The 21,182-nt window shown below is 35.8% G+C and carries 21 protein-coding genes; all 21 read right to left on the reverse strand.

Annotated elements, in window-relative coordinates:
* Nucleotides 1–96 precede the first annotated feature (96 nt).
* Nucleotides 97–891 carry a sporulation protein YpjB gene (gene ypjB, locus AC6CHR_RS07120; RefSeq protein ID WP_498247875.1) on the reverse strand — a complete coding sequence of 265 codons (795 nt, stop codon included), beginning with the start codon at nt 889–891 and terminating at the stop codon, nt 97–99.
* Between the two features lie 450 nt (nt 892–1,341).
* On the reverse strand, nt 1,342–1,947 hold the full coding sequence (gene lhaT / locus AC6CHR_RS07125; protein ID WP_498247877.1) for a lipoprotein heptaprenylglyceryl N-acetyltransferase LhaT: 606 nt from the start codon (nt 1,945–1,947) through the stop codon (nt 1,342–1,344).
* 167 nt (nt 1,948–2,114) lie between these two features.
* A complete protein-coding gene (locus AC6CHR_RS07130; protein ID WP_498247878.1) occupies nt 2,115–2,882 on the reverse strand; it encodes a c-type cytochrome in 768 nt (255 codons plus the stop codon).
* Nucleotides 2,883–2,963: 81 nt separating this feature from the next.
* Complete coding sequence (qcrB, locus tag AC6CHR_RS07135; protein WP_498247879.1) at nt 2,964–3,638, reverse strand: menaquinol-cytochrome c reductase cytochrome b subunit; 675 nt, start codon at nt 3,636–3,638, stop codon at nt 2,964–2,966.
* Nucleotides 3,639–3,642: 4 nt separating this feature from the next.
* Nucleotides 3,643–4,149 (reverse strand): Rieske (2Fe-2S) protein, encoded by a 507-nt coding sequence (locus tag AC6CHR_RS07140; protein WP_498247880.1) that lies wholly within the window; start codon nt 4,147–4,149, stop codon nt 3,643–3,645.
* Nucleotides 4,150–4,295: 146 nt separating this feature from the next.
* The gene (locus AC6CHR_RS07145) at nt 4,296–4,748 is read right to left on the reverse strand and encodes a YpiF family protein (protein WP_498247881.1); all 453 of its coding nucleotides are present in this window, start codon (nt 4,746–4,748) and stop codon (nt 4,296–4,298) included.
* Between the two features lie 240 nt (nt 4,749–4,988).
* Entirely contained in the window at nt 4,989–5,543 is a 555-nt protein-coding gene (locus AC6CHR_RS07150; protein WP_498247882.1) for a ReoY family proteolytic degradation factor, read from the reverse strand.
* A gap of 225 nt (nt 5,544–5,768) precedes the next feature.
* Nucleotides 5,769–7,037, reverse strand: coding sequence for a tetratricopeptide repeat protein (locus AC6CHR_RS07155; RefSeq protein WP_498247884.1), 1,269 nt, complete (start codon nt 7,035–7,037; stop codon nt 5,769–5,771).
* A 157-nt stretch (nt 7,038–7,194) separates the two neighbouring features.
* On the reverse strand, nt 7,195–8,112 hold the full coding sequence (locus AC6CHR_RS07160; protein WP_498247885.1) for a hypothetical protein: 918 nt from the start codon (nt 8,110–8,112) through the stop codon (nt 7,195–7,197).
* Nucleotides 8,113–8,304: 192 nt separating this feature from the next.
* Nucleotides 8,305–9,591, reverse strand: coding sequence for a 3-phosphoshikimate 1-carboxyvinyltransferase (gene aroA / locus AC6CHR_RS07165; protein WP_498248195.1), 1,287 nt, complete (start codon nt 9,589–9,591; stop codon nt 8,305–8,307).
* 143 nt (nt 9,592–9,734) lie between these two features.
* Entirely contained in the window at nt 9,735–10,838 is a 1,104-nt protein-coding gene (locus AC6CHR_RS07170; protein ID WP_498247886.1) for a prephenate dehydrogenase, read from the reverse strand.
* A 255-nt stretch (nt 10,839–11,093) separates the two neighbouring features.
* Nucleotides 11,094–12,176 carry a histidinol-phosphate transaminase gene (gene hisC / locus AC6CHR_RS07175; RefSeq protein WP_498247888.1) on the reverse strand — a complete coding sequence of 361 codons (1,083 nt, stop codon included), beginning with the start codon at nt 12,174–12,176 and terminating at the stop codon, nt 11,094–11,096.
* An 87-nt stretch (nt 12,177–12,263) separates the two neighbouring features.
* Complete coding sequence (gene trpA / locus AC6CHR_RS07180; protein ID WP_498247889.1) at nt 12,264–13,070, reverse strand: tryptophan synthase subunit alpha; 807 nt, start codon at nt 13,068–13,070, stop codon at nt 12,264–12,266.
* Entirely contained in the window at nt 13,054–14,262 is a 1,209-nt protein-coding gene (trpB, locus tag AC6CHR_RS07185; RefSeq protein ID WP_498247890.1) for a tryptophan synthase subunit beta, read from the reverse strand. The genes trpA and trpB overlap by 17 nt, the downstream gene beginning before the upstream one ends.
* Nucleotides 14,246–14,899, reverse strand: coding sequence for a phosphoribosylanthranilate isomerase (locus AC6CHR_RS07190; protein ID WP_498247891.1), 654 nt, complete (start codon nt 14,897–14,899; stop codon nt 14,246–14,248). Before AC6CHR_RS07190 ends, trpB begins: the two co-directional genes overlap by 17 nt.
* The gene (gene trpC / locus AC6CHR_RS07195) at nt 14,892–15,656 is read right to left on the reverse strand and encodes an indole-3-glycerol phosphate synthase TrpC (RefSeq protein ID WP_498247892.1); all 765 of its coding nucleotides are present in this window, start codon (nt 15,654–15,656) and stop codon (nt 14,892–14,894) included. Before trpC ends, AC6CHR_RS07190 begins: the two co-directional genes overlap by 8 nt.
* Nucleotides 15,649–16,668 carry an anthranilate phosphoribosyltransferase gene (trpD, locus tag AC6CHR_RS07200; protein WP_498247893.1) on the reverse strand — a complete coding sequence of 340 codons (1,020 nt, stop codon included), beginning with the start codon at nt 16,666–16,668 and terminating at the stop codon, nt 15,649–15,651. Before trpD ends, trpC begins: the two co-directional genes overlap by 8 nt.
* Nucleotides 16,637–18,178 carry an anthranilate synthase component I gene (trpE, locus tag AC6CHR_RS07205; RefSeq protein ID WP_498247894.1) on the reverse strand — a complete coding sequence of 514 codons (1,542 nt, stop codon included), beginning with the start codon at nt 18,176–18,178 and terminating at the stop codon, nt 16,637–16,639. The genes trpD and trpE overlap by 32 nt, the downstream gene beginning before the upstream one ends.
* A gap of 337 nt (nt 18,179–18,515) precedes the next feature.
* Nucleotides 18,516–18,881, reverse strand: coding sequence for a chorismate mutase (gene aroH / locus AC6CHR_RS07210; protein WP_498247895.1), 366 nt, complete (start codon nt 18,879–18,881; stop codon nt 18,516–18,518).
* Complete coding sequence (gene aroB, locus AC6CHR_RS07215; RefSeq protein WP_498247896.1) at nt 18,874–19,971, reverse strand: 3-dehydroquinate synthase; 1,098 nt, start codon at nt 19,969–19,971, stop codon at nt 18,874–18,876. Before aroB ends, aroH begins: the two co-directional genes overlap by 8 nt.
* Complete coding sequence (aroC, locus tag AC6CHR_RS07220; RefSeq protein ID WP_498247897.1) at nt 19,971–21,143, reverse strand: chorismate synthase; 1,173 nt, start codon at nt 21,141–21,143, stop codon at nt 19,971–19,973. The genes aroB and aroC overlap by 1 nt, the downstream gene beginning before the upstream one ends.
* Nucleotides 21,144–21,182 lie beyond the last annotated feature (39 nt).

Below are 21,182 nucleotides of genomic sequence, written 5' to 3' on the forward strand. Positions count from 1 at the left end.
ACCCTCCCCGTTCCGTATAGGCGGATGTGACCGTTCTCCACAGTATTAGAATTTTATATTTTTCTACACACAAAAAAAGAGGTCAACCCTCTTTTTTTATTGTTGCTCATGTTTTTCTCGTTTTGCTTTCTTTTCTTTTTCTCCACGGTATTTTCTCCACCCTGCGTATATTAGTGACATGATAATGACACTACCAGTTGAAATCATTACCCATAATAAAGAGGGATCTGCTTCATCTTCTTTGGCTCTTTCAAAAAGAGCCTTTAATTCTTCTTCCATCAAGGTAAGTTGTTTTACACGGCTTGTTACAGGTATTTCTTGAAATAATCGGTCCTCTACTACTGATATATATGTGTCCATTTGTTTGACACGTTGCATGTCTAAATCGACCTGAATACTAGGATAGATCATCTCATATAACGCGAGAAATTGATTCCAATCATGTTGGAAGGACTGCTTGTCATCATCTTTTACATCACTTTTCATTTGCGAAAAGGTTTCCATGATCGATGATTCCATTGAGCCCCACAATGGTTGATGCTCAGAAACCATTGCATCGACAACTAGACGGAATTTTATTAAGGAACGAACCTTTTCGTCGGAACTCAAACTTTCATTATTTAAGACATTCTGTGCATTTTTGTGATTATTAGTTATCATTCGAAAATGATCAAGTGAAATATACTCTCGGTCTATTGGTATTTCTTCAAATTTAGTAGCAAAGTAATCAAGTAATTGGGCAGACTCATTAAAACGTTCTTGCTTTGCTAATTGTAATGCTGTATCAGAAATTTCATTTAATAATTCCCAGTCATATGTTTCTTCAGCAAGGACTGGTTTAAAATAAATCAACACCAATCCGAAAATGAGTACGGCTATCCATTTCTTCATCCTTGTCCCCCCTAGAACTTCTACTAAGGCTTTCTTCATACTCATGTTGCTTTGTAACTAAAACTGATTCTATACACTTGATTGAAAAAGACAATAAAGTAGATAGAGAAATGTATATAAACAGTTTACTGTAAACAACATTAAATCCGAAAATCAACCTCTACTAAAAACGTATGAAGAATTGGACAAGGTTAGACCATCTTAATTGATAAAATTAACTACGCTATTTTTTCTTCCTATCTAATGATTATTAGTAGTTTATTCATAAGGCTATGTTCTAAAAAATGCACGACGACAATTTAGATAAGATAAATAAAGTAAGTTTACTAAAAAACAACAATCTTGAGATCCATTAACTGTCTATCGTTTCTAATAAATGATTCCATGGCATGGACCATACAAGTAAATGGATCATTAAGCTTTAGTTCCAAATATAAAAAAGCCTAGCTTTTAAGAGCTAGACTTCGTTAGGTTTAATTTATAAGCACCTTTATTTAGCACTAAGACATATGCTAATAAAAGAGATATGAGAGTAAGCCAAAATGTGAAGTAACCAATATGATTGATATATTCCATTAAGACACTATATCGTGGCATCATTCCATAGACATAATCAATCACATCATTATGGAAAGTCCAGAGGGCTGCAACTACTAAATGCCAAATCTTAAATCGATAGTATGGTGCATAAAGTAATCCTTGTACAGCCATTCCAAAATGAGATGCAATCAACATATAGCCTTCCCATGGTAAACCACCATTTACCATTAAAACAAGAATATTCATCACTACTGCCCATATTCCATATTTAAAAAGAGTGACAATTGCTAGTGCTTCAATAAGCGGGAAATTTCTTCTTAGTAGAAAGCCTATTAATACTAGGACAAAAAATAAACTCGCTGTTGGACTATCAGGAACAAAAAGAAAAAATTGCACAGGGGTATCAAATAATTGATATCTATACCAATAATACCCATATATTGTTCCAAATAAATTCACTAAAAACATAATCATTAGAGCCGGTCGCTGACCTAAGATATATTGAAACATTTTCATTCCCACTCACCAAACCTATCTTTTTTAAATGGGCGCATCCGAATTGTTTTTTGACACGTACTAATTAACCTTCTCGTATACTCATAAATGAAAAAAACAAACATTCTATGAGTACCTACGAAAACTACTAAAACCTATTTACAAAAAAAAGCTGACAATTGTCAGCTTTATTTTGACGTAACACCTGAAATAAATTCAGATAATACTTTTAGTTCTTCATCAGTACCTTTGAACACATTGGCCGGCATTGAGCCTTGACCATTTTTCGCCACATCGGCAATTTTGTCTGGTTCTAGTCCATTATCGACTAGAGCTTTACCTGCTGCTCCACCTTCTAAATTATCACCATGACAAGAGATACAGCCTTGCTCCTGATAAATTGCGTATCCCTCAGATTCTTTATCAATATCTGCTTCGGCTTGTATTTTCCCTTGTTCAGCCGCTGCTTCCCAATCATGTGTTGCAACTGATTCCCATGTTAAGTAGAAAGTTGCTGCTACACCTAGAATCATCATTCCAACTGCAACAGGTCTCTTAGCAGGACGACGTTCTGATCCGCGATCTAAGAACGGTGCTAACATTAAGCCTCCAAAAGCAAGTGATGGAATAACTATTGCACCAATTACTGTAAAGGGACCTGATGCATAAGAGTATTTCAACAATTGGTATAAGAATAAGAAGTACCAGTCTGGCAAAGGAATATAACCAGCATCAGTAGGGTCAGCCACACGCTCAAGCGGTGACGGATGAGCTACTGTTAAACATAAAAATCCAATTAAGAAAACAGCACCAACTAGCCATTCTTTTAATAAGAAGTTTGGCCAGAATGCTTCTGTCTTCCCAGGATATTCCGAATAATCCTTAGGAATATTCGGTTTTCTCTCTGCTGGAATACGAGAGTCACCTACAAATTTCATACCTTTTCCGCGATGCATGAATTCCCCTCCTTACTAAGGTGGTTTCCGATAACAAGTTCATTGTATCGTAATAAAAAATTTCAGTTCTACATATTCATTTTATAGTGGTCCAGAAATACCTTGCTTACGTATCATTACAAAGTGAGCTGCCATTAATCCGAAAAGTGCAGCTGGTAAGAAAAATACATGGATGGCAAAGAAACGTGTAAGTGTCTGAGCACCTACGATTTCTGGATGACCAGATAATAATGTTTTAACTGTCGGTCCAATAAGTGGTACCGATTCGGCAATTTGTAATGTAACCTTTGTAGCAAACAACGCCTTCATATCCCATGGTAATAAATAACCTGTTAAACCTAAACCAAGCATTACAAAGAAAATCAGTACGCCAACAACCCAGTTAAGTTCTCGTGGCTTTTTATAAGCTCCTTGGAAAAATACGCGTAGTGTATGTAGGAATAACATCACAATAACAAGACTGGCTCCCCAGTGATGCATACCACGGACAATTTGTCCGAATGCAACTTCGTTTTGTAAATAGAAAACTGATTCCCAAGCATTCTTAATATCCGGTACATAGTACATCGTTAAAAACATACCAGAAAGAACTTGTATAACCGTAACAAAGAATGTTAATCCACCAAAGCAATAAACAAAGGCAGAAAAGTGGTGTGCCGGGTTAACGTGTTCAGGAACTTCATGGTCAGCAATATCGCGCCACATCGGCGTAATATCTAAACGTTCATCAACCCAATCGTAAATTTTATTAAGCAATAGATTACGCCTCCTTCCGTGGTTTTGCTTTCCCTAAGAATAAATAGCCATCTTTAACTGCGTGATCGTAAACATCAAGCGGCGCAATAGGTGGAGTTCCTGCGATATTCTTACCATTTTTTTCATAACGACCATAATGACATGGACAGAAAAACTGGTTTGGATTCGATGGATCATTATTCCAACCGACTGTACAACCTAAATGCTTACAGACTGGTGACAAGGCTGTAATTTTGTCGCCTTCTTTAAACACCCAAGCAGATTTTGTTTCTTCCGATTCATACCAAGCATCTTTTTGTTTGATTTTAAAGTCAAAGCGTTGAGGTTCTTCCGTTATTTCATCAACACTAACTACAGACACTAAATCTGTTTCTTCAGCTGGTCTAAGCACAGGGTCAAGTGCGAAGCGAACCATAGGCATTAACATACCCGCAGCCATGAAACCGCCTACACCAGTAAGCGTGTAGTTTAAGAATTGACGTCTAGAAACTCGATGTTTTTTCTCGCTCATCATTTTCCCCCCTCTATCTTAAGCTCAGTCCAATTTTTGGACCTACGGAAATGACATATAAAACTAGGACATACTCATGATATATCAATCTTCCGATGAGGTCAATAAAATCATGATTTGGAATCTTCGAAAAGAATTTTTTTTTATTAATTATTCCAAGATTGTAATAAAATGTTCAAAATTTGTTCGACTTGATCTTGCAAAAGCTTTTTCATTAACCCTCCATCCATATGCTCAAATGGGACTGTTGGTAGCCAAATGATATTGCTTTTAAGTTGTTCGCTTTTATTTTCTTTTAACATTTCATCACTAGTCAAAAAGACAATATGTTTAAACTCCTGTTTAATTTCAGTTTTCCATTCTATAACATTTTCAATCACATTTTCCGAATTTTTAAGATATGTAAATGCAGGAAATAAAAATACCCTCCCTTTTAGCTGTCGCTCTAGCTCGCTTGTTACATATGTAATGAATTCACCTTTAGAAACAGTTCCTTTAAAATCATCATCAACTGATATAGGGATTAATGGAACAATCGCTGTATCAATATATTCCTTTGATTGTTTGTATACATCCACATCACTTAAAACCCACTTCACCAAATTCACTCCTTATTAATTTAGCATAGTTCCATTATATAGCTTGTCTACTAGTTTGTTAAATTAGACTTCCTTACTAAGTTGATTGCGTTACGTTTTAAAAACAATCTAATGAAAAAAAATATAATATATATAAATACCAAAAAAAACGTGTCCGACCTTGAACAACTATATGCTTTGTACATACCAAAACAATATAATTGATCTTGTTAAAGTGGTCAGACACGAATGGTTAGCCTCTTACTCAGTTATAGTTGTTTTTAAATTTATTAATTGTTGTGAAAGTCTCTTAAATTCCTCTTTGTCTTGTCGATCCAATGCTTCATCAATTAAAAGAAGTAGTTTTTCCCTTTGAAACGTTTGAATTGAATGTTCAAGGAATTCTTCTGCAACTTCTCGATCCTTATCATTCTCATGTAGATGCTTCGGCATAAATGGATTTGACTCTAGTACTGCAGCATATTGTGGTGATTGATATGCAGATCTAAAATTCAGTTGAATAAAAAGGGCTTCATCTTTATTTAATCGGATATCATGGAATGATTTCTCAGCATCTGTTGTCATTACGTTTTCTTTATAAAAACGAAAGGGGACCTCTTCGACACAATGCGTGGACATAATAATTCCTCTAGGACAATACTGTGCTTGTTCTACGAAGTGAACCTTTTCCATTAACGTATCATGGCTCATTAAATAATTTAGGATCCAGACACATTCTCTTCTTTTCAGTTGGTAATGGTTTAGAAACCACCTGATAAAATCTTTCTTCTCATGGACAGATACAGGGGCCACCATACTATTCCCTCCTCTGCATTTCATTTTATTTCCTAGGCTCTGTTCTAAAATGGTGTTCTCTAGATCCAGAACACTTTGTACCTAGATTAAATGCATTTAAAGACATACAATATAGAAAGTGAACAAGACATGATAAATACATAAAGTAGAGAAAAACGATAAACTACAATCATTTCTTATTATCTTAATTCAACATCATTTAATTAAAACCCTTCTTATTTCGGTTTAAAATTGTTCCTCTAATTGCAGTAATATCTCACCTATTTCGACATTTGACGGATCTTTTTCCAAGAGCCTTTCAAATATCTCTTTCGCTTCCATTCTACGACCTTCCTCCATTAAGAAGTAGCCATAATCATGTAAAAATTCTCTTTGATCCTTGAAAAAATTATATGCAAGTTGATAGTGATTTAATGCCTCTGTGTACTCTTCTTTTTTATGATATGCTCGTGCTAAGTTCCATTCAAATTGTGGATCCTCTTCACCATAGCGTTTACTTTCTGATATTAAATCAATGACATCATCATATCTTTCGTCTTGGATAAAAACATGTGATAAGGTAATAACTGCCTCAATGTGACCTGGATCAATTGCAAGTGTTTCCCGAAGAAGTTTTTCTGAATCTTGCACTTGTCCCATCTTTATAGCAAGCTTTCCGCCATACAAATACAGTTCCTTATTATATTCATCAACTTTTATTCCCTCTTGCACAGTCTCAAGACTTTCCATCATGAAGCCTTCGTTTTCATATGCCTTTGCTAAATATAAATAAAGGGAAGAATATTGAGGATCAGCTTCTTTAAGCTTGGAAAATTGTTGGATTGCCGTCTTAAAAAAACCACCTTGGAAAGCTGTGAAACCATATCCAAATAACGTATTTAAATCTTCATGCTCATTAATAGCTAGTTTATAATAATTTAGAGAATCCTCAAACTCTCCGATTGCGCTTAGACATTCAGCTAATCGATGTTCAATATAAATACCTGAAAAAGTAAATTGTTTTTCAACTACCATTTGATAATAAGGGATTGCATGTTTATACTTTCCTTGATGAAAATATAATTCCCCAAGTGCAAAATCTATTACAGGCTCATCTGGCATTAATTTTTTTGCTTCCTGAAGTTTATGTTCACTAACTTCTGTTAGCCCTTGCATTTGATAAAGATCAGCTAATAATAAAAGTGCTTGAGGATACGCTTCATGCTCAGGGGTAACTGTATTTAATAATTCTATAGCTTCTTCCTCTTTCTCAAGATCCAAATAAAGTTCAGCCAAAAATAATGTAATTTGTGCTTCTTCTGGATATAAAAAATGAAGTTCCTCAACAATTTCATTCGCTTTATCAACGATACCCCACTGATAATACTGATCTGCTAGATGCAGCTTTTCTTCATCATGGAGGGTAGGTACTATATTTTCTAATAAATTTAACCCTTCTTCAGTTTGACCATTATTTACAAGATTAATTGCTTCATTTAGTACTTCATTAAACATAATTTATCCTTTCTTCTAAAACCTGTGTTTGGTTTATCACTATTTTGAGATATAATTTTAATTGACAATCCACTAGTTTAAAATATCGGACCTTGTTTGACCATCCTTTTTAGTTGGAGGAATTTATTTAGTACCGTGTACATATCTTTATCATACATCAAATTGAAACTGATTGTGGCATAAAACGACCTGATATTGGAATAAAACATTCCTCACCAACTCCTGGAACAAAGGATATTATTCCATTTGCATTTACTATTTTCCCCTGATGAACTGTTATGGTGGGGTTGTTTGCATTATTCATATTGGGGTTACCATCAGTATAATAGCGGATCTCATTTAATTTGTACAAATTATAATTGACTTGTCCACCAACACGAATATCGCCTTTTTCAGGGTAAATCCCTAATTTCATTAATACATTCTTTGAAAGTGGTTTACCTTCCTCAGGTACTTCTGAAAGGGATGGTAGTCTATGTTCTTTCATTAATTGTTCCCATACTTGTATAAGTTTCTGATTTTTAATACTTTGGTTTATTTTCTCCTTTAGAAAAGGTATGAATGTAATTGGATTTGAAAACATTGCGTCTCTTATCCATGCCCAGGATTTTGATCTAAGATTGTCATCATTATCAAACTCAACAATAACGACAGCAATATTCTGTTGTTTACATCTTCTCAAAATTGAAGGGGTTAGTGATTTGAATGGTAGCTTAATTCCTACATAATAATCTATTGGAGAGTTTATCATAAGTTGTCTTCTTTGCTTAACCATCTCAACTAATTCATGTTCATTTTTAACGTTTGCAACTGTGAGTAATGACGTACAACCCTTTTTTAAATAGTGCTCGATTATATATTTTTTAAATTCTTTAAAATGAAGTCTTGTATGAAGTGAAAAGTCAATCATAACATATCCTGGTGTTAATAAATAAGAGCTCATGTCCATCCTCATAAAATGAATGTTATCCATTGTGTTCCTCATAAATTCAATCCTGTTATTATTGATTAGTAATGAAGCTTTCTGTATACCACCAGTTTTCATCAAACTAGCTCGATCAATGATATAACTCATTACACTCTCCCCACCTTCCATACTCTTAAAGACAAGCTATGATATATAACCGATAAATATGCTGATTAAACGATAAAAAGCCTCCATTTAATAAGTTTCACCGCGTTCTAGGTGAAACTTATTAAATGGAGGTAAATCAAAATCTGTTTTCTTTTTATTGAATTTTCTTACATAGCTCTCCGCCTATAAAAACTATTTAGTTGTTAACTGTGCTAAATGTTCAAAAAAGTTCGGATAAGATACATCTATTGCTTGAGCGTCTTCTAATTCAATTGCCTCTTCGGTGATGCAAGAAGCGATTGCGAGCATCATACCGACCCGGTGATCACCATGACTTGAAACAGTCGCATTACCGGTTAGCTGTGTTTTACCGGTGATGATCATTCCGTCATCTGTTGCTTTTATGGTTGCTCCGATTTTAGTTAACTCACCAACTACTGTATCAATACGGTTCGTCTCTTTCACTTTCAGTTCACTTGCATCCTGGATAATCGTTTCACCTTCAGCTTGTGTAGCTAACAATGCAATAACAGGAATTTCATCAATTAGCTTCGGAATTATATCTCCGCCTATTGTTGTTCCTTTTAATGAAGAGGTTTTTATAACAATGTCCGCAATTGGCTCAAAACCTTGTTCTTCATGCATGATGATTTCCATTGATGCACCCATCATTTTCAATACATCAAGTATCCCTGTTCTTGTAGGATTAACTCCAACATTTTTCAATACGATTTCACTTTTAGCAACTATTGCACCAGCAACAAGGAAGAAAGCTGCAGATGATATATCGCCTGGCACAAAAATATTTGTCGCTTTAAGACTTTGCCCGCCATTAATTGTAGCTGAATTATCATCCTCTTCTACCTCGACACCAAAAGCCCTTAACATCCGCTCAGTATGGTCTCTTGATTTATGTGGTTCAACTACAGTTGTAGCTTCATGATTTGTTTGCAAACCAGCCAAAAGGATTGCCGATTTAACCTGTGCACTTGCAACTGGTGATTCATATCTAATGCCTTGTAAATTACCACCACGTACAGAGATCGGGGTATATTGTCCATCTTCTCTACCATCAATTTTAGCGCCCATCTGTCTTAAGGGATTTGTTACTCGGGACATCGGTCTTTTCGCTATTGATTCATCCCCAATAATACATGAGTGAAAGGGTGTACCAGCCAAAATACCGAGCATTAATCTTGTTGTTGTACCCGAGTTACCTACATCTAAAATCTTGGATGGTTCAACTAAACCATATAATCCACTTCCGTCAACAAAGAGAGAACCGTCTCGTATGTCAATTGAGACACCCATTTCTTTAAAGCAAGAAACTGTACTTAAACAATCAGCTCCCATCAAGAAGTTTGAAATTTCTGTCTTTCCATTCGCAATAGACCCAAACATAACTGCTCGATGTGATATCGACTTATCTCCTGGTATCTTAACAGTTCCAACCAAGCTATTAACCTTTGTTAACTTCATTACATTCCTCATATAACTCACCTCTATTTTGAAATGGCTTCCTCAATATTTTTATTAGGGAATAGATCCTATTTTAAAAGCAATATGAACTGCTCGATTTAAGTAGAGCTATTTACGAATAACATCCAATTTGCGAAAACGGCCTAAATAATAAATGTATCATAGGTTGAATATTTACCTATACAATCAATCGCCATTTCACGATCCCGTTCCGTTTGGAAACTTAATCTTAATACACCATAGATCTCTTCTCTCGTTTCAATGATTCGGATATTGGTTAAGCTTATTTCTTCTTTCGCTAAGTAACCGGTAATTTCTGAAATGATACCAGGATAATCAGGTACATCGACAAATAAATCATAAAAAGAAGGAATGGCTCCCATTTGTTTTTCTGGCAATCCATCACGATATTGCTTTGCATTTTCAAAAAATGCATACAATTGATCAGCTTCTTCATTAGAAATTAAGCTTTTCACTCGTTCCATTTCTGCAATCCATTCGTCAAATAGATGTAGTAATGGTCCTTTATTATGTAATAAAATATCCCTCCACATTGAGGGGTTACTCGAAGCTATCCGTGTAATATCCCTAAATCCGCCTGCTGCAAGTCTCTTTACAAGTGGGAATTGTTCCTCATGACTTTCAGTTTGCGAGACTAAGCTGGCAGCAACAATATGCGGAAAATGACTAATAACTCCTGTCACCTTATCATGTTCCTCTGGTGTCATTTCAATAAAATTAGCCTTTGTTCCTTCAAGAACTCTTTTCAGCGTAGATAGATCCGCAGAGGTCACATGATCAGAGGGAGTTAATATGTAAAAAGCATTCTCAAATAAACGAGGCTTTGCTGCCAAAATTCCAGATTTATGTGAACCAGCCATTGGGTGCCCACCAATGAATTTAATTCTACCGTTTAAATATTTGTTTGCACATTCTACTATTTTCGACTTTGTACTGCCCACATCTGTGATGATAACACCTTGTTTTAACTCAACAACTTGTAATTGTTCGATAATTTGTTCAGTTTGTTGAACAGGTGTAGATAGGAAAATCATGTCTACATTCGTTAAATCAGGAAAGATCGTTGTTGATACTTCATCAATGGCACCAAGCTTTTTAGCAAGTAGAGCTTGGTCTTCATTAATATCAAATCCCTTGATGTTTAATGTAGGGTTGGTATGTTTTATTGATAATGCGATAGAACCTCCAATTAATCCAAGTCCTATTATATAAATATTCTTCAACATCAAATTCACCTTTTTCGGCCTATATCATAGAGGCTTTTCATAAATAACATCAGGATTTTTACTACTCGGAAAATTTTGTTAACTGTCGTTACTCTTTTTTAGTAGTCAACTTTCTTTAATTAACCGATTATAAATGATGATCCTCTCTTCTAATGAAAAGAGGACCATTTTTATGAATAACGTTTAAAAAAGTTTGCAGCTATTACACTCTCTTTGCTTCACGTACTATCAACATGAATGTTGGAGCCAGCTAAGTTAAAGGACGAAATCTTTTAATATTTTAATAATATCTGAATTTTGTTGTTCAGAACCAACAGTTATCCGTAAATGCGTTGGAAATCCCAAAGCCTTTCCAGAACGAACAATATACCCTTTTTTAAGTAAGGCTAAAAATACCTCGTCCGAATCTCTCTTAAAGTCAATTAAGACAAAATTTCCTTCTGATGGGTAAACGTCTAATTTAAGATCTTCACAAAATTGATAGAATTGTTGTAATCCCGTCTTATTCTTATCACGACAAACAGAAACAAATTCCTGATCATCTAGAGCAGCTAATGCTGCGGCCTGTGCTACACGACTTGTGTTAAAAGGTTCCCTTGCTGGTTCTACCTTACGAATCAATTCCGCATTTCCGATACCATATCCGATACGTAATGCGGCCAATCCATATGCCTTTGAAAATGTTCGAAGGATAATTAAATTCGAATATTCCTTTAACAGTGGGATTGTTTGCGGATAATCTGCTGCCACAACATATTCATAGTAGGCTTCATCAATTACTACCAGTACATGGCTAGGTACTTTATTTAAAAAGTTGATTAACGCTTGCTCTTTTACATATGTACCTGTAGGATTATTCGGTGTGCAAATCCAAAGCACTGTTGTATTTCTATCAACTTGTGAGAGCATAGCATCTAGATCATGGTCTCCATTTACAAGTGGTACTTCTCGTATTTCCGCTCCTTCAATAACTGCATTGTGTTTATATTGCGGAAAAGTATGTGAAGCCATTACAGTATTCGTTTGTGGACTTAATAGTGCACGACAGATAATTTGGACAATTTCATCAGAGCCATTCCCAAACATCAATTCTTCTTCCCTGACAGATAAATGATCTGCTAAATGTGTACGAAGAAGTGCACTGTACCCGTCAGGATAAATAGCCAACTGATCTAGTTCATCTATTACAGCTTGTTTCGCATTTTTAGAGCAACCATAAGGATTCTCATTTGAAGCGAGCTTAACAATACTCGTTAAATTATATTCCTTTTTTACCTCTTCTATCGGTTTACCTGGTTGATATGGTTTTAAATCTAGTAACTGCTCTTTTATTTGCAAAGCAATACACCTCTTTTACATGATGTGATACTATCTTTTAATCTGAGATGATTTCTCTCCTCAGTTATACGTAAATCTAACTAAAAATCAAATTTTGATTTCATTTGAACCAAAGGTTTCAGCGAATTTTCCAAATTCTGCAACAGCATGTCGTCGAGTATTTTCATTTAACAATGGTATTTGTAATCGTTCAATTTCTCGCACTAAGGCACTCCCTACGACAACACCATCACATAACCTCCCCAACTGCTCTACCTGTTCTCTTGAAGAAACACCAAATCCAACTACAACTGGTACATTGCTATATCGTTTTACCTCATCTAAAAAGCTGGTTATTGACTGATCAAAATCTTTTCTAACCCCTGTAACTCCTAAGGAAGAAACACAATAAATAAAACCTTCAGCGTTTTCAGCAATCATCTTAATTCTGCTTGTTGATGTAGGTGCAACTAATGATATGAATGAAATTGAATGTTCACGACATTTCAGACGAATCTCTTTACTTTCTTCGAATGGTATATCAGGAATCAATAGACCATCTACCGTATTTTGTCGCAGTAAAGCGAAAAAGGATTCTTGATCTAATTGTAACACAGGATTGTAATACGTAAATAGAATAACGGGAATATTTAGTCCTTTTTCTCTCATTTTAGGGACTAGCTTTATTGCTTTCACAATATTCATCCCATTTTTTAAAGCACGGCTTGATGCCTTCTGAATAACAGGGCCATCCGCTACTGGATCTGAGTATGGTATACCAATTTCTAATGCTGATGCACCAGCCTCTTGCAAAGCCATTGCCAATTCCACAGTTGTTTCGGAATCAGGATCACCAGCAGTAATAAATGGAATAAATAGTTTAGTTTCTAGTGGTTGCTTAAAGAGTGTTTTCATCCGTTTCACCCTTCTTATAATGTGACATCAAAGTGTGTACATCCTTATCTCCTCTACCGGATAAACAAATAAGTATGGTTTCATCTTTTTGCATTTGCTTTGCATGTTCAAATGCTGATGAAAGTGCATGTGCAGATTCAATCGCTGCTAATATTCCCTCTTCCTTCGCTAACATTTCCAAGGCGTGTAATGCCTCTTGATCTGTAACACTTTCATATTTCACTCGACCTGTGCTTGCTAAATGAGCGTGTTCGGGTCCAATTCCTGGATAATCAAGACCTGCTGAAATTGAATACGGTTCAGTAATTTGACCATATTCATCCTGTAATAAATAGGTTAATGATCCATGTAGTACTCCCTTTGTTCCTTTGGTAATTGTTGCTGCATGCATATCAGTATCTACACCAAGACCTGCTGCCTCTACAGCTACTAGGTCAACATCTTCATTTAAAAATGCTGCAAACATCCCAATAGCATTACTTCCTCCGCCTACACAAGCCATTACTTTTGAAGGAAGCGTTCCTTCAATATCGTGAAATTGCTTAATCGCTTCATCGCCAATTACACGCTGAAATTCTCTAACAATGTACGGGTATGGATGTGGACCAACTACTGAACCAATAATGTAAAAATGATCTTCACAATGCTGTACCCAATAACGCATGGCCTCATTTGTAGCATCCTTCAATGTTTTATTTCCGCTGGTAACAGGAATGACTTCGGCACCTAGAAGTTGCATACGAAATACGTTTAATTGTTGACGGCGTACATCCTCTTCTCCCATAAAGACTTTGCATTCCATACCAAATTTAGCTGCAACAGTTGCGGTGGCAACACCATGCTGTCCAGCACCGGTTTCAGCAATGACCTTTGTTTTCCCCATTCTTTTTGCAAGGAGTGCTTGACCTATCGCATTATTGATCTTATGGGCGCCAGTATGATTTAAATCTTCCCGCTTTAAATATATTTTAGCTCCACCTAATTTTTCAGTAACATTCCCAGCAAATGTAACCGTTGTCGGTCTGCCTGAGTATTCTTTTAATAAATAATGATATTCTTCTAAAAATGATGGATCCTGCATTGCTTCTTTATGTGCGAGTTCAATATCTGCTAACGGACTCATCAGTGTTTCTGGTACGAATCTACCACCAAAATCTCCATAACGCCCATTTATATCAGGATATATTGACATGCTGTAACACCCTTTCTTCTATTAATTGTATCTTTTCGATAGTCTTCTTATCGTTCATTTCAATGCCACTTGATAAGTCGATTCCTTTAGGTTCAAAAGTTAGTAGTTTTCCGATATTCCCTTCATTTACCCCACCTGCAATGAAGCATAGCTTTTCGTTTTGACTAGCAAATGAAAGATAGTTTGGTACTGCAGCCCAGTCAAAGCTAACTCCTGTACCTCCCCACTGCCCTTTAGATCTAGAATCAATCACAAAACCATCTACGCTCTTTAAATAAGATTTCATCTCATCAAGTGTTTGAGGATGGTGATGTAGGGCCTTCCAAATTGAAGCATTATATGTTTCTTTCACTTTATTAATCTCAGAAAAAGGCTCGTTTCCATGAAATTGAATGACATCAATAGGTAGAGTTGTTAAGACAGAATGTATCTCCTCCTCGCTTGGATTAACAAACACTGCAACAATCTTTTTATTAGAAAGATTTACTTCAGATAGCCAATCTTTTACAAGATTAGGATAAACTCTTCTCTTGCTCTTTGCAAAAATGAAACCTATATAGTCCGCTTGGGATCGTACAACTGTCTTCAGATCATCAATTGTTCGTATCCCACAATATTTCAATAATGGTTTAGACATTAATATTCTCTCCAAATAACTCTTTTATTGCAAGCTCTTGATTTTCTTTTCTCATAAGCGATTCACCAACTAATACTGCTTTTGCACCATATTGCTTAACAAGAATTAAATCCTCTTTTGTATAAATCCCACTTTCGCTAACCAATAATGTTTCTTTAGGTATATAAGGGATGATATCTTTTAACTGGTCGATATTCGTTTGAAATGTTTTGAGGTTACGATTATTAACTCCCAATATCTTCGGTGTTACAACCTTCAATACCTGTTCTAACGTTTGTAAATCATGCACCTCTACTAGTACATCTAGATTTGATACCAGCGCATACTGATAGAGTTCCTTTAATAGAGTTGGCTCAAGAGCCTCTCCAATTAATAGAATGGCATCTGCACCAATCAGCCTAGCCTCATCAATTTGTATAGGGTCAATAATAAAGTCTTTACGTAAAATTGGCAGGTTTACTGCTTTTTTTACCTCGGTCAAATATTCACGTTTCCCTTGAAAGAAAGGAGTATCGGTAAGCACTGATAAACAATCAGCACCACCTCTTTCATAGGCCATCGCAATTTCCACTGGATTGAAATTCTCCTTTATTAATCCTTTTGATGGTGAAGCCTTTTTAACTTCAGCTATAAGTGCTAACTCCCTATGCGGGTTCTTTAGCGCATCATAAAAGGAAATACGGGGGAGATTCTCATCATTTGGTAAAACTAAACTTTTCATTTCCTGTCTTTTTGTTTCAATAATTTTGTTAAGCATAATTTTCCTCCACCTGATTTTGAAGCATTCCTAATTGCTGTAAGGCCATGCCGTTTTGAATGGCCTCTTTAGCGAGCATAACTCCATCTGCTAAAGAGTGTACGTAGTTTGCAACGTATAAAGCAGCACCTGCATTAATCGCCACAATATTTTCTGCACTTTTTGGTGCCGTACCTCTAAATATACGTTCAATAAGTGCTGCACTTTCTTTTGGATCTGCTACCTTTATCTCTTCACTATCTCCAACTGATAGCCCCACATCAGTTGGATGTAGAACATATCTTGAAATCAAGCCATCTTTAAGTTCCACTACATCTGTTTCAGTAGTAATAGAAATTTCATCTAAGCCATCTCGACCAGTTACAAGCAGTACATGCTCTGCACCTAACCGTTTTAACGCCTCAGCCATTTTCTCTGCATAATTAGTCGAATAAACTCCAATCACTTGTCTTTTAGCATTTGCAGGATTAGCTAACGGACCTAATAAATTAAAAACGGTTCTAAATCCGATTTCTTTTCTAGGATTAACTGCATGCTTCATTGATGAATGAAACATCGGTGCAAATAAAAAGCTCATATTGTACTTATCTAGACTTTCTATCGCTTGTTCTTGCGTGGATTGAATTGTAATTCCTAATGTTTCGATTACATCTGCACTTCCACTTTTTGATGTAATGGCCCGATTACCATGTTTTGCAACTTTGACCTTTAGTGATGAAACAACAATTGCTGCTGCAGTTGATATATTAAAGGTAGAAGCTCCGTCACCGCCTGTTCCACATGTGTCAACAACATCACTAGTATAGGTTATAGAATTCATATGTTTTTTCATAGACTTAGCAAAACCAACTAATTCATCCACTGTTTCTCCTCTAAGTCTCATAATCGATATTAAACTTGCTATTTGACTAGAGGTTGCTTGACCAGTCATTACCAGATTCATCACTTGTTCTGCTTGTGACTCTGTCATTGTTTTCCCTTCAATGCATTCTGCTAGTTGCTCTTTCATCACTCTTACCTCCTTTAGTAAAAACCTTTTCCGCCATTTGGATTGCTTTAAGCATTGCGCTTGCTTTGTTGCATGTTTCTTTCCATTCTAGCTCAGGAACACTGTCAACTACTATTCCTGCTCCAGCTTGCACATAAGCTATGTTATTTTTCACAGTAATCGTACGAATTGTTATGCAAGAATCTATGTTTCCATCAAAACCAACGTATGCTACACAACCAGCATAACTTCCTCTTGCTGCTGGTTCTAGTTCTTGGATAATTTGCATGGCTCTTATTTTAGGTGCTCCTGATACAGTACCAGCTGGAAAAGAGGACAGTAGCGCATCTATCGGGTGAATTTCATTTCTTAGTTTTCCGGTAACCTTTGAAACTAGGTGCATGACATGTGAAAAGCGACCAATTTCCATCAATTGTGGAGTTGTTACAGATCCATACTCGGCAACTCTCCCAAGATCATTCCGAGCCAAATCTACTAACATATAATGTTCAGCTTTTTCCTTTTCATCATTTTTTAATTCCGTTTCTAGATAACAGTCTTCTTCAACTGATCTTCCACGTCTTCTCGTGCCTGCAATCGGATGAATTTCGAGATGCTTATTATGAATATAAATAAGTCGTTCAGGGGAACTCCCTACAAGTTCAGTATCATTAAACCGTATATAAAATAAGTAAGGTGATGGGTTAACAATGCGTAAAACTTGATAAAGGGAAAATCCATTTGTTTCGATTGGAATTTCAAATCTTTGCGATAGAACCCCTTGAAATATATCTCCAGCACGAATATACTCTTTTACTTTTTCTACATCTTCTAAAAACTTACTCTTTTTATAATTTGACTTTATCTCATCAAAGTTCACGTCATACTGCTCTGATACCGTTAAAGGTATATCTTCAGATTGACCCTTGTGTTGAAGCTTACTTACATATTTATTCATTTTCGCTTCAGCTAGTTGATAATTAGCACGTAGGTGAACTTCGTCTTCATTTCCATTGACACGTTCATAATGGATAAAATACAATTGTTTTTCTAAATGATCAAAGGCAATGATTGTTTCACAAACAAAAAACATACAATTTTGCTGATTAAGGTCATCTGTCTTATGTTTTTTTACTTTTTCTAAGATTGATACTGTATCATATCCAATGTAACCAACAGCGCCTCCGACAAATGGAAGGTCCAGATCAGGTAGCTTTATCGCTAGATGGTCTTGAAGGTTTTCAAATATTGTTGTCAAGGAGCTTGATTTAAAAAGTGTTTTTCGTTGTTCACTTAATATTGAAAACTCTCCAAGACTTTCTTCAACAAATAAAAATGGATTTAATCCAATAAAAGAATAACGTGACCAACTTGATTCGACATCATTACTCTCTAATAAGTAAACAGCCTCATCCTTATAAAGCTGAAATAATTGAATTGGTGTAATGTCATCCACGGTATACCGCTTCACAATGGGGATTGTTCGATAATGTGCACTTTCTTCACAAAAAGTACTATAAGAAGAAAAATTCAATGTGACTCACTCCTCCAAGTAAATAATTTGGAGAATGAGTATTTAGGAGGTTAAAAATAGAAAGATTGTGTTACGCACAAAATTCTTTGTCTGTGAACAACGATTTGCACTAAATATTTATAGTTATACATCGTTTATCAAAAAAACAAAAACCCAAAAACACATTGGTTTTTGGGTAGACTTGTGCTGTTTCAAATAAAACCTCGGCTAAACTCATTCTCAGCTACCCTATACTAAACTACTCTGCTCTTCTACTAAACAATCTTCTTTATTATCGTATTACATATATCTTATTAAAGTCAAGGCTGTTTTACCATTGTTCTGAATCTTTACAAAATTAACTATTTAATAAATCAGGTCTTAATTTAACAGCTTCATTTAAATAAACATGGTTTATATTCTCTTGCTGCTCTTCGGTTTCTACGGTCATTAAAACCCTAATACATTTTTTCAAACCATTAGGGACAGGTATTTCCTGCATACACATAACAGGTACGTACGTCCAACCTTCAATAGTTCTTAACGCTTTTGCTGGAAAAGTAGCAGTCAAGTCATTTGTGACAGTCATAATAACTTGTGCTACCTTTTCAGGTTTCACACTATTCGTTTGAATCATTTCATGTAACAAATCTTCAGTTGCTTGTAACATTAATGATTCACTGTTATCGATGATCGTTGTTGCTCCTCTAATTCCCCTAATCAACCTTTTCACCTCGTTCTATTGCTCTCCACTCGTTAAGTAAAGAGGTCAATTCCTCTTCTGTAAAAACTGCTGTAGTTGTCTCACCGATACCCTTTAATAAAATCATAGTCAATTGATTTGACTTTGTTTTTTTATCTTTTTTCATTTTATTTATCAAACGATCAGTTAACTGTGATTCCGGTATTACTACAGGAAAACCCAGATCTTTAAACCATGACTTTAGCTCTTGGTATGGCAGAGTCAATTTCAGCGTTTTATTGCTTAACCATGTTGCAAATAACATACCAATTGCTACACAATCTCCATGTGAGATCTTTCCATAACCAGCTTCAGCCTCAACTGCATGACCAAGTGTATGTCCAAAATTCAAAATTGCACGTAACCCTAATTCCTTTTCATCAACTGATACAACATCCGCTTTAATTTTGATTCCTTCTAGAATCATACGTTGTAAGTTTTCATTTGTTATATCGCACAAATAACGGATTTCAGTAGATAAATAAGTATATAACGTTTCACTTCGGATTAAGGAATGCTTAATTACCTCAGCAAGACCAGATCTCAATTCGTTTGAAGGCAAGCTTTGTAAAAATGAACTATCATAGATGACTGCTTTAGGTTGATAAAATGCACCAATCATATTCTTGCCTTCTGGATGATTAATTGCTACTTTACCACCTACTGCACTATCATGTGCTAATAAGGTAGTAGGTACTTGAATGAAGGGTACCCCTCTCATATAGGTAGCAGCAACAAATCCAGTTAAGTCACCGACTACACCACCGCCAAAGGCGATAATGACTGATTTACGATCTAATTCTTTTTTTAAAGCATACGTTTGAATTTCATAAAACAAATCGAATGATTTTGCAGCCTCACCGCTTTGGACGACAAACTTTAATGTTGTCCATTCTTCTCCAATTAAACTTACCAAATTATCTCCATATAAATTATCTACATTGGTATCCGTTACAATTAATACTTTTGATGGAGTAAGGGTTCTTAATAGTTTGGGTAATTCTTCCTTCGCATTTTCACCAATAAAAACAGGGTAAGTGTCTTCAGTCGTTTTGATAAAAATGGAATTCATTAAAAGTCCCTCGTGTATTCACGCATTTTTTGGACGTTTTCTTTAATAAGATCCATACGATCTAATCCAAACTGCTCCACAATTGCGTTTGCAACTTCCCATGCTACAACAGCTTCAGCTACAACACTTGCTGCAGGAACTGCACAACTATCAGAACGCTCAATACTTGCTGTAAAAGGTTCCTTTGTTTCAATGTCTACACTTTGTAATGGCTTATAAAGTGTTGGAATTGGTTTCATCACACCTCTAACAACAATAGGCATGCCAGTTGTCATACCGCCTTCAAATCCACCAAGACGATTTGTTTTTCGATGATACCCTTCTTCCTCATTCCAAACAATTTCATCATGTACTTGGCTGCCAAACTTTCGTGCCGCCTCAAAGCCTATGCCAAATTCTACACCTTTGAATGCATTTATACTCACTATAGCCCCAGCAATCTTACTATCTAGCTTACGGTCATAGTGGACATAGCTTCCAATTCCAGCTGGTAATCCTTCAACAACAACTTCTACGACTCCTCCGATAGAGTCACCATTTTCTTTTGCTTGATCAATAGCCTCCATCATTTTTGTTTCTGTATCACGGTCATAACATCTTACTTGCGATTCTTCTGTTACAGATAATAGATCATCAATATCTTTATATTCAGTATTTTCAGCTCTTACTCCACCTATTTCCAATACATGGCCTACCACTTTTATATTCAATTCAGCTAATATTTGTTTTGCTAATGATCCTACAGCTACTCGGACAGTTGTCTCACGAGCGGATGACCGTTCAAGGACATTCCTCATATCTCGATGACCATACTTCATAGCCCCGACTAAATCAGCATGTCCAGGACGAGGACGTGTAATTTGACGCTTTACCTCTAATTCTTCTTCAGGTGTGATTGGTTCTGCACCCATTATTTTAGTCCAATGCTTCCAGTCTTTGTTTTCAACTACAAGTGGAATTGGCGACCCTAATGCTTTACCATGTCTTACACCACCTACAATTTGCACCTGATCTTTTTCGATCTGCATTCTTCTACCGCGACCATAGCCCTTTTGTCTTCTAGCTAGATCTTTATTTATATCTTCTGCTCTTAAATTTAATCCAGACGGAACACCTTCAACAATTGCCGTTAATTGAGGTCCGTGAGATTCACCTGCTGTTAAATATCTCATTGTTCTCTCTCCCTTCAACGCACTAACGCTTTTAAGTAC

The sequence above is a fragment of the Metabacillus sp. GQ13 genome, from assembly GCF_059758525.1.

Coding starts and splice junctions, on each gene's coding strand:
- ypjB (WP_498247875.1), bottom strand. CDS start 891: ATGAAGAAATGGATAGCCGTACTCATTTTCGGATTGGTGTTGATTTAT.
- lhaT (WP_498247877.1), bottom strand. CDS start 1,947: ATGAAAATGTTTCAATATATCTTAGGTCAGCGACCGGCTCTAATGATT.
- AC6CHR_RS07130 (WP_498247878.1), bottom strand. CDS start 2,882: ATGCATCGCGGAAAAGGTATGAAATTTGTAGGTGACTCTCGTATTCCA.
- AC6CHR_RS07140 (WP_498247880.1), bottom strand. CDS start 4,149: ATGAGCGAGAAAAAACATCGAGTTTCTAGACGTCAATTCTTAAACTAC.
- AC6CHR_RS07150 (WP_498247882.1), bottom strand. CDS start 5,543: ATGGTGGCCCCTGTATCTGTCCATGAGAAGAAAGATTTTATCAGGTGG.
- AC6CHR_RS07155 (WP_498247884.1), bottom strand. CDS start 7,037: ATGTTTAATGAAGTACTAAATGAAGCAATTAATCTTGTAAATAATGGT.
- AC6CHR_RS07160 (WP_498247885.1), bottom strand. CDS start 8,112: ATGAGTTATATCATTGATCGAGCTAGTTTGATGAAAACTGGTGGTATA.
- aroA (WP_498248195.1), bottom strand. CDS start 9,591: ATGAAGTTAACAAAGGTTAATAGCTTGGTTGGAACTGTTAAGATACCA.
- AC6CHR_RS07170 (WP_498247886.1), bottom strand. CDS start 10,838: ATGTTGAAGAATATTTATATAATAGGACTTGGATTAATTGGAGGTTCT.
- trpA (WP_498247889.1), bottom strand. CDS start 13,070: ATGAAAACACTCTTTAAGCAACCACTAGAAACTAAACTATTTATTCCA.
- trpB (WP_498247890.1), bottom strand. CDS start 14,262: ATGTCAATATATCCTGATATAAATGGGCGTTATGGAGATTTTGGTGGT.
- AC6CHR_RS07190 (WP_498247891.1), bottom strand. CDS start 14,899: ATGTCTAAACCATTATTGAAATATTGTGGGATACGAACAATTGATGAT.
- trpC (WP_498247892.1), bottom strand. CDS start 15,656: ATGCTTAACAAAATTATTGAAACAAAAAGACAGGAAATGAAAAGTTTA.
- aroB (WP_498247896.1), bottom strand. CDS start 19,971: ATGAATTCCATTTTTATCAAAACGACTGAAGACACTTACCCTGTTTTT.
- aroC (WP_498247897.1), bottom strand. CDS start 21,143: ATGAGATATTTAACAGCAGGTGAATCTCACGGACCTCAATTAACGGCA.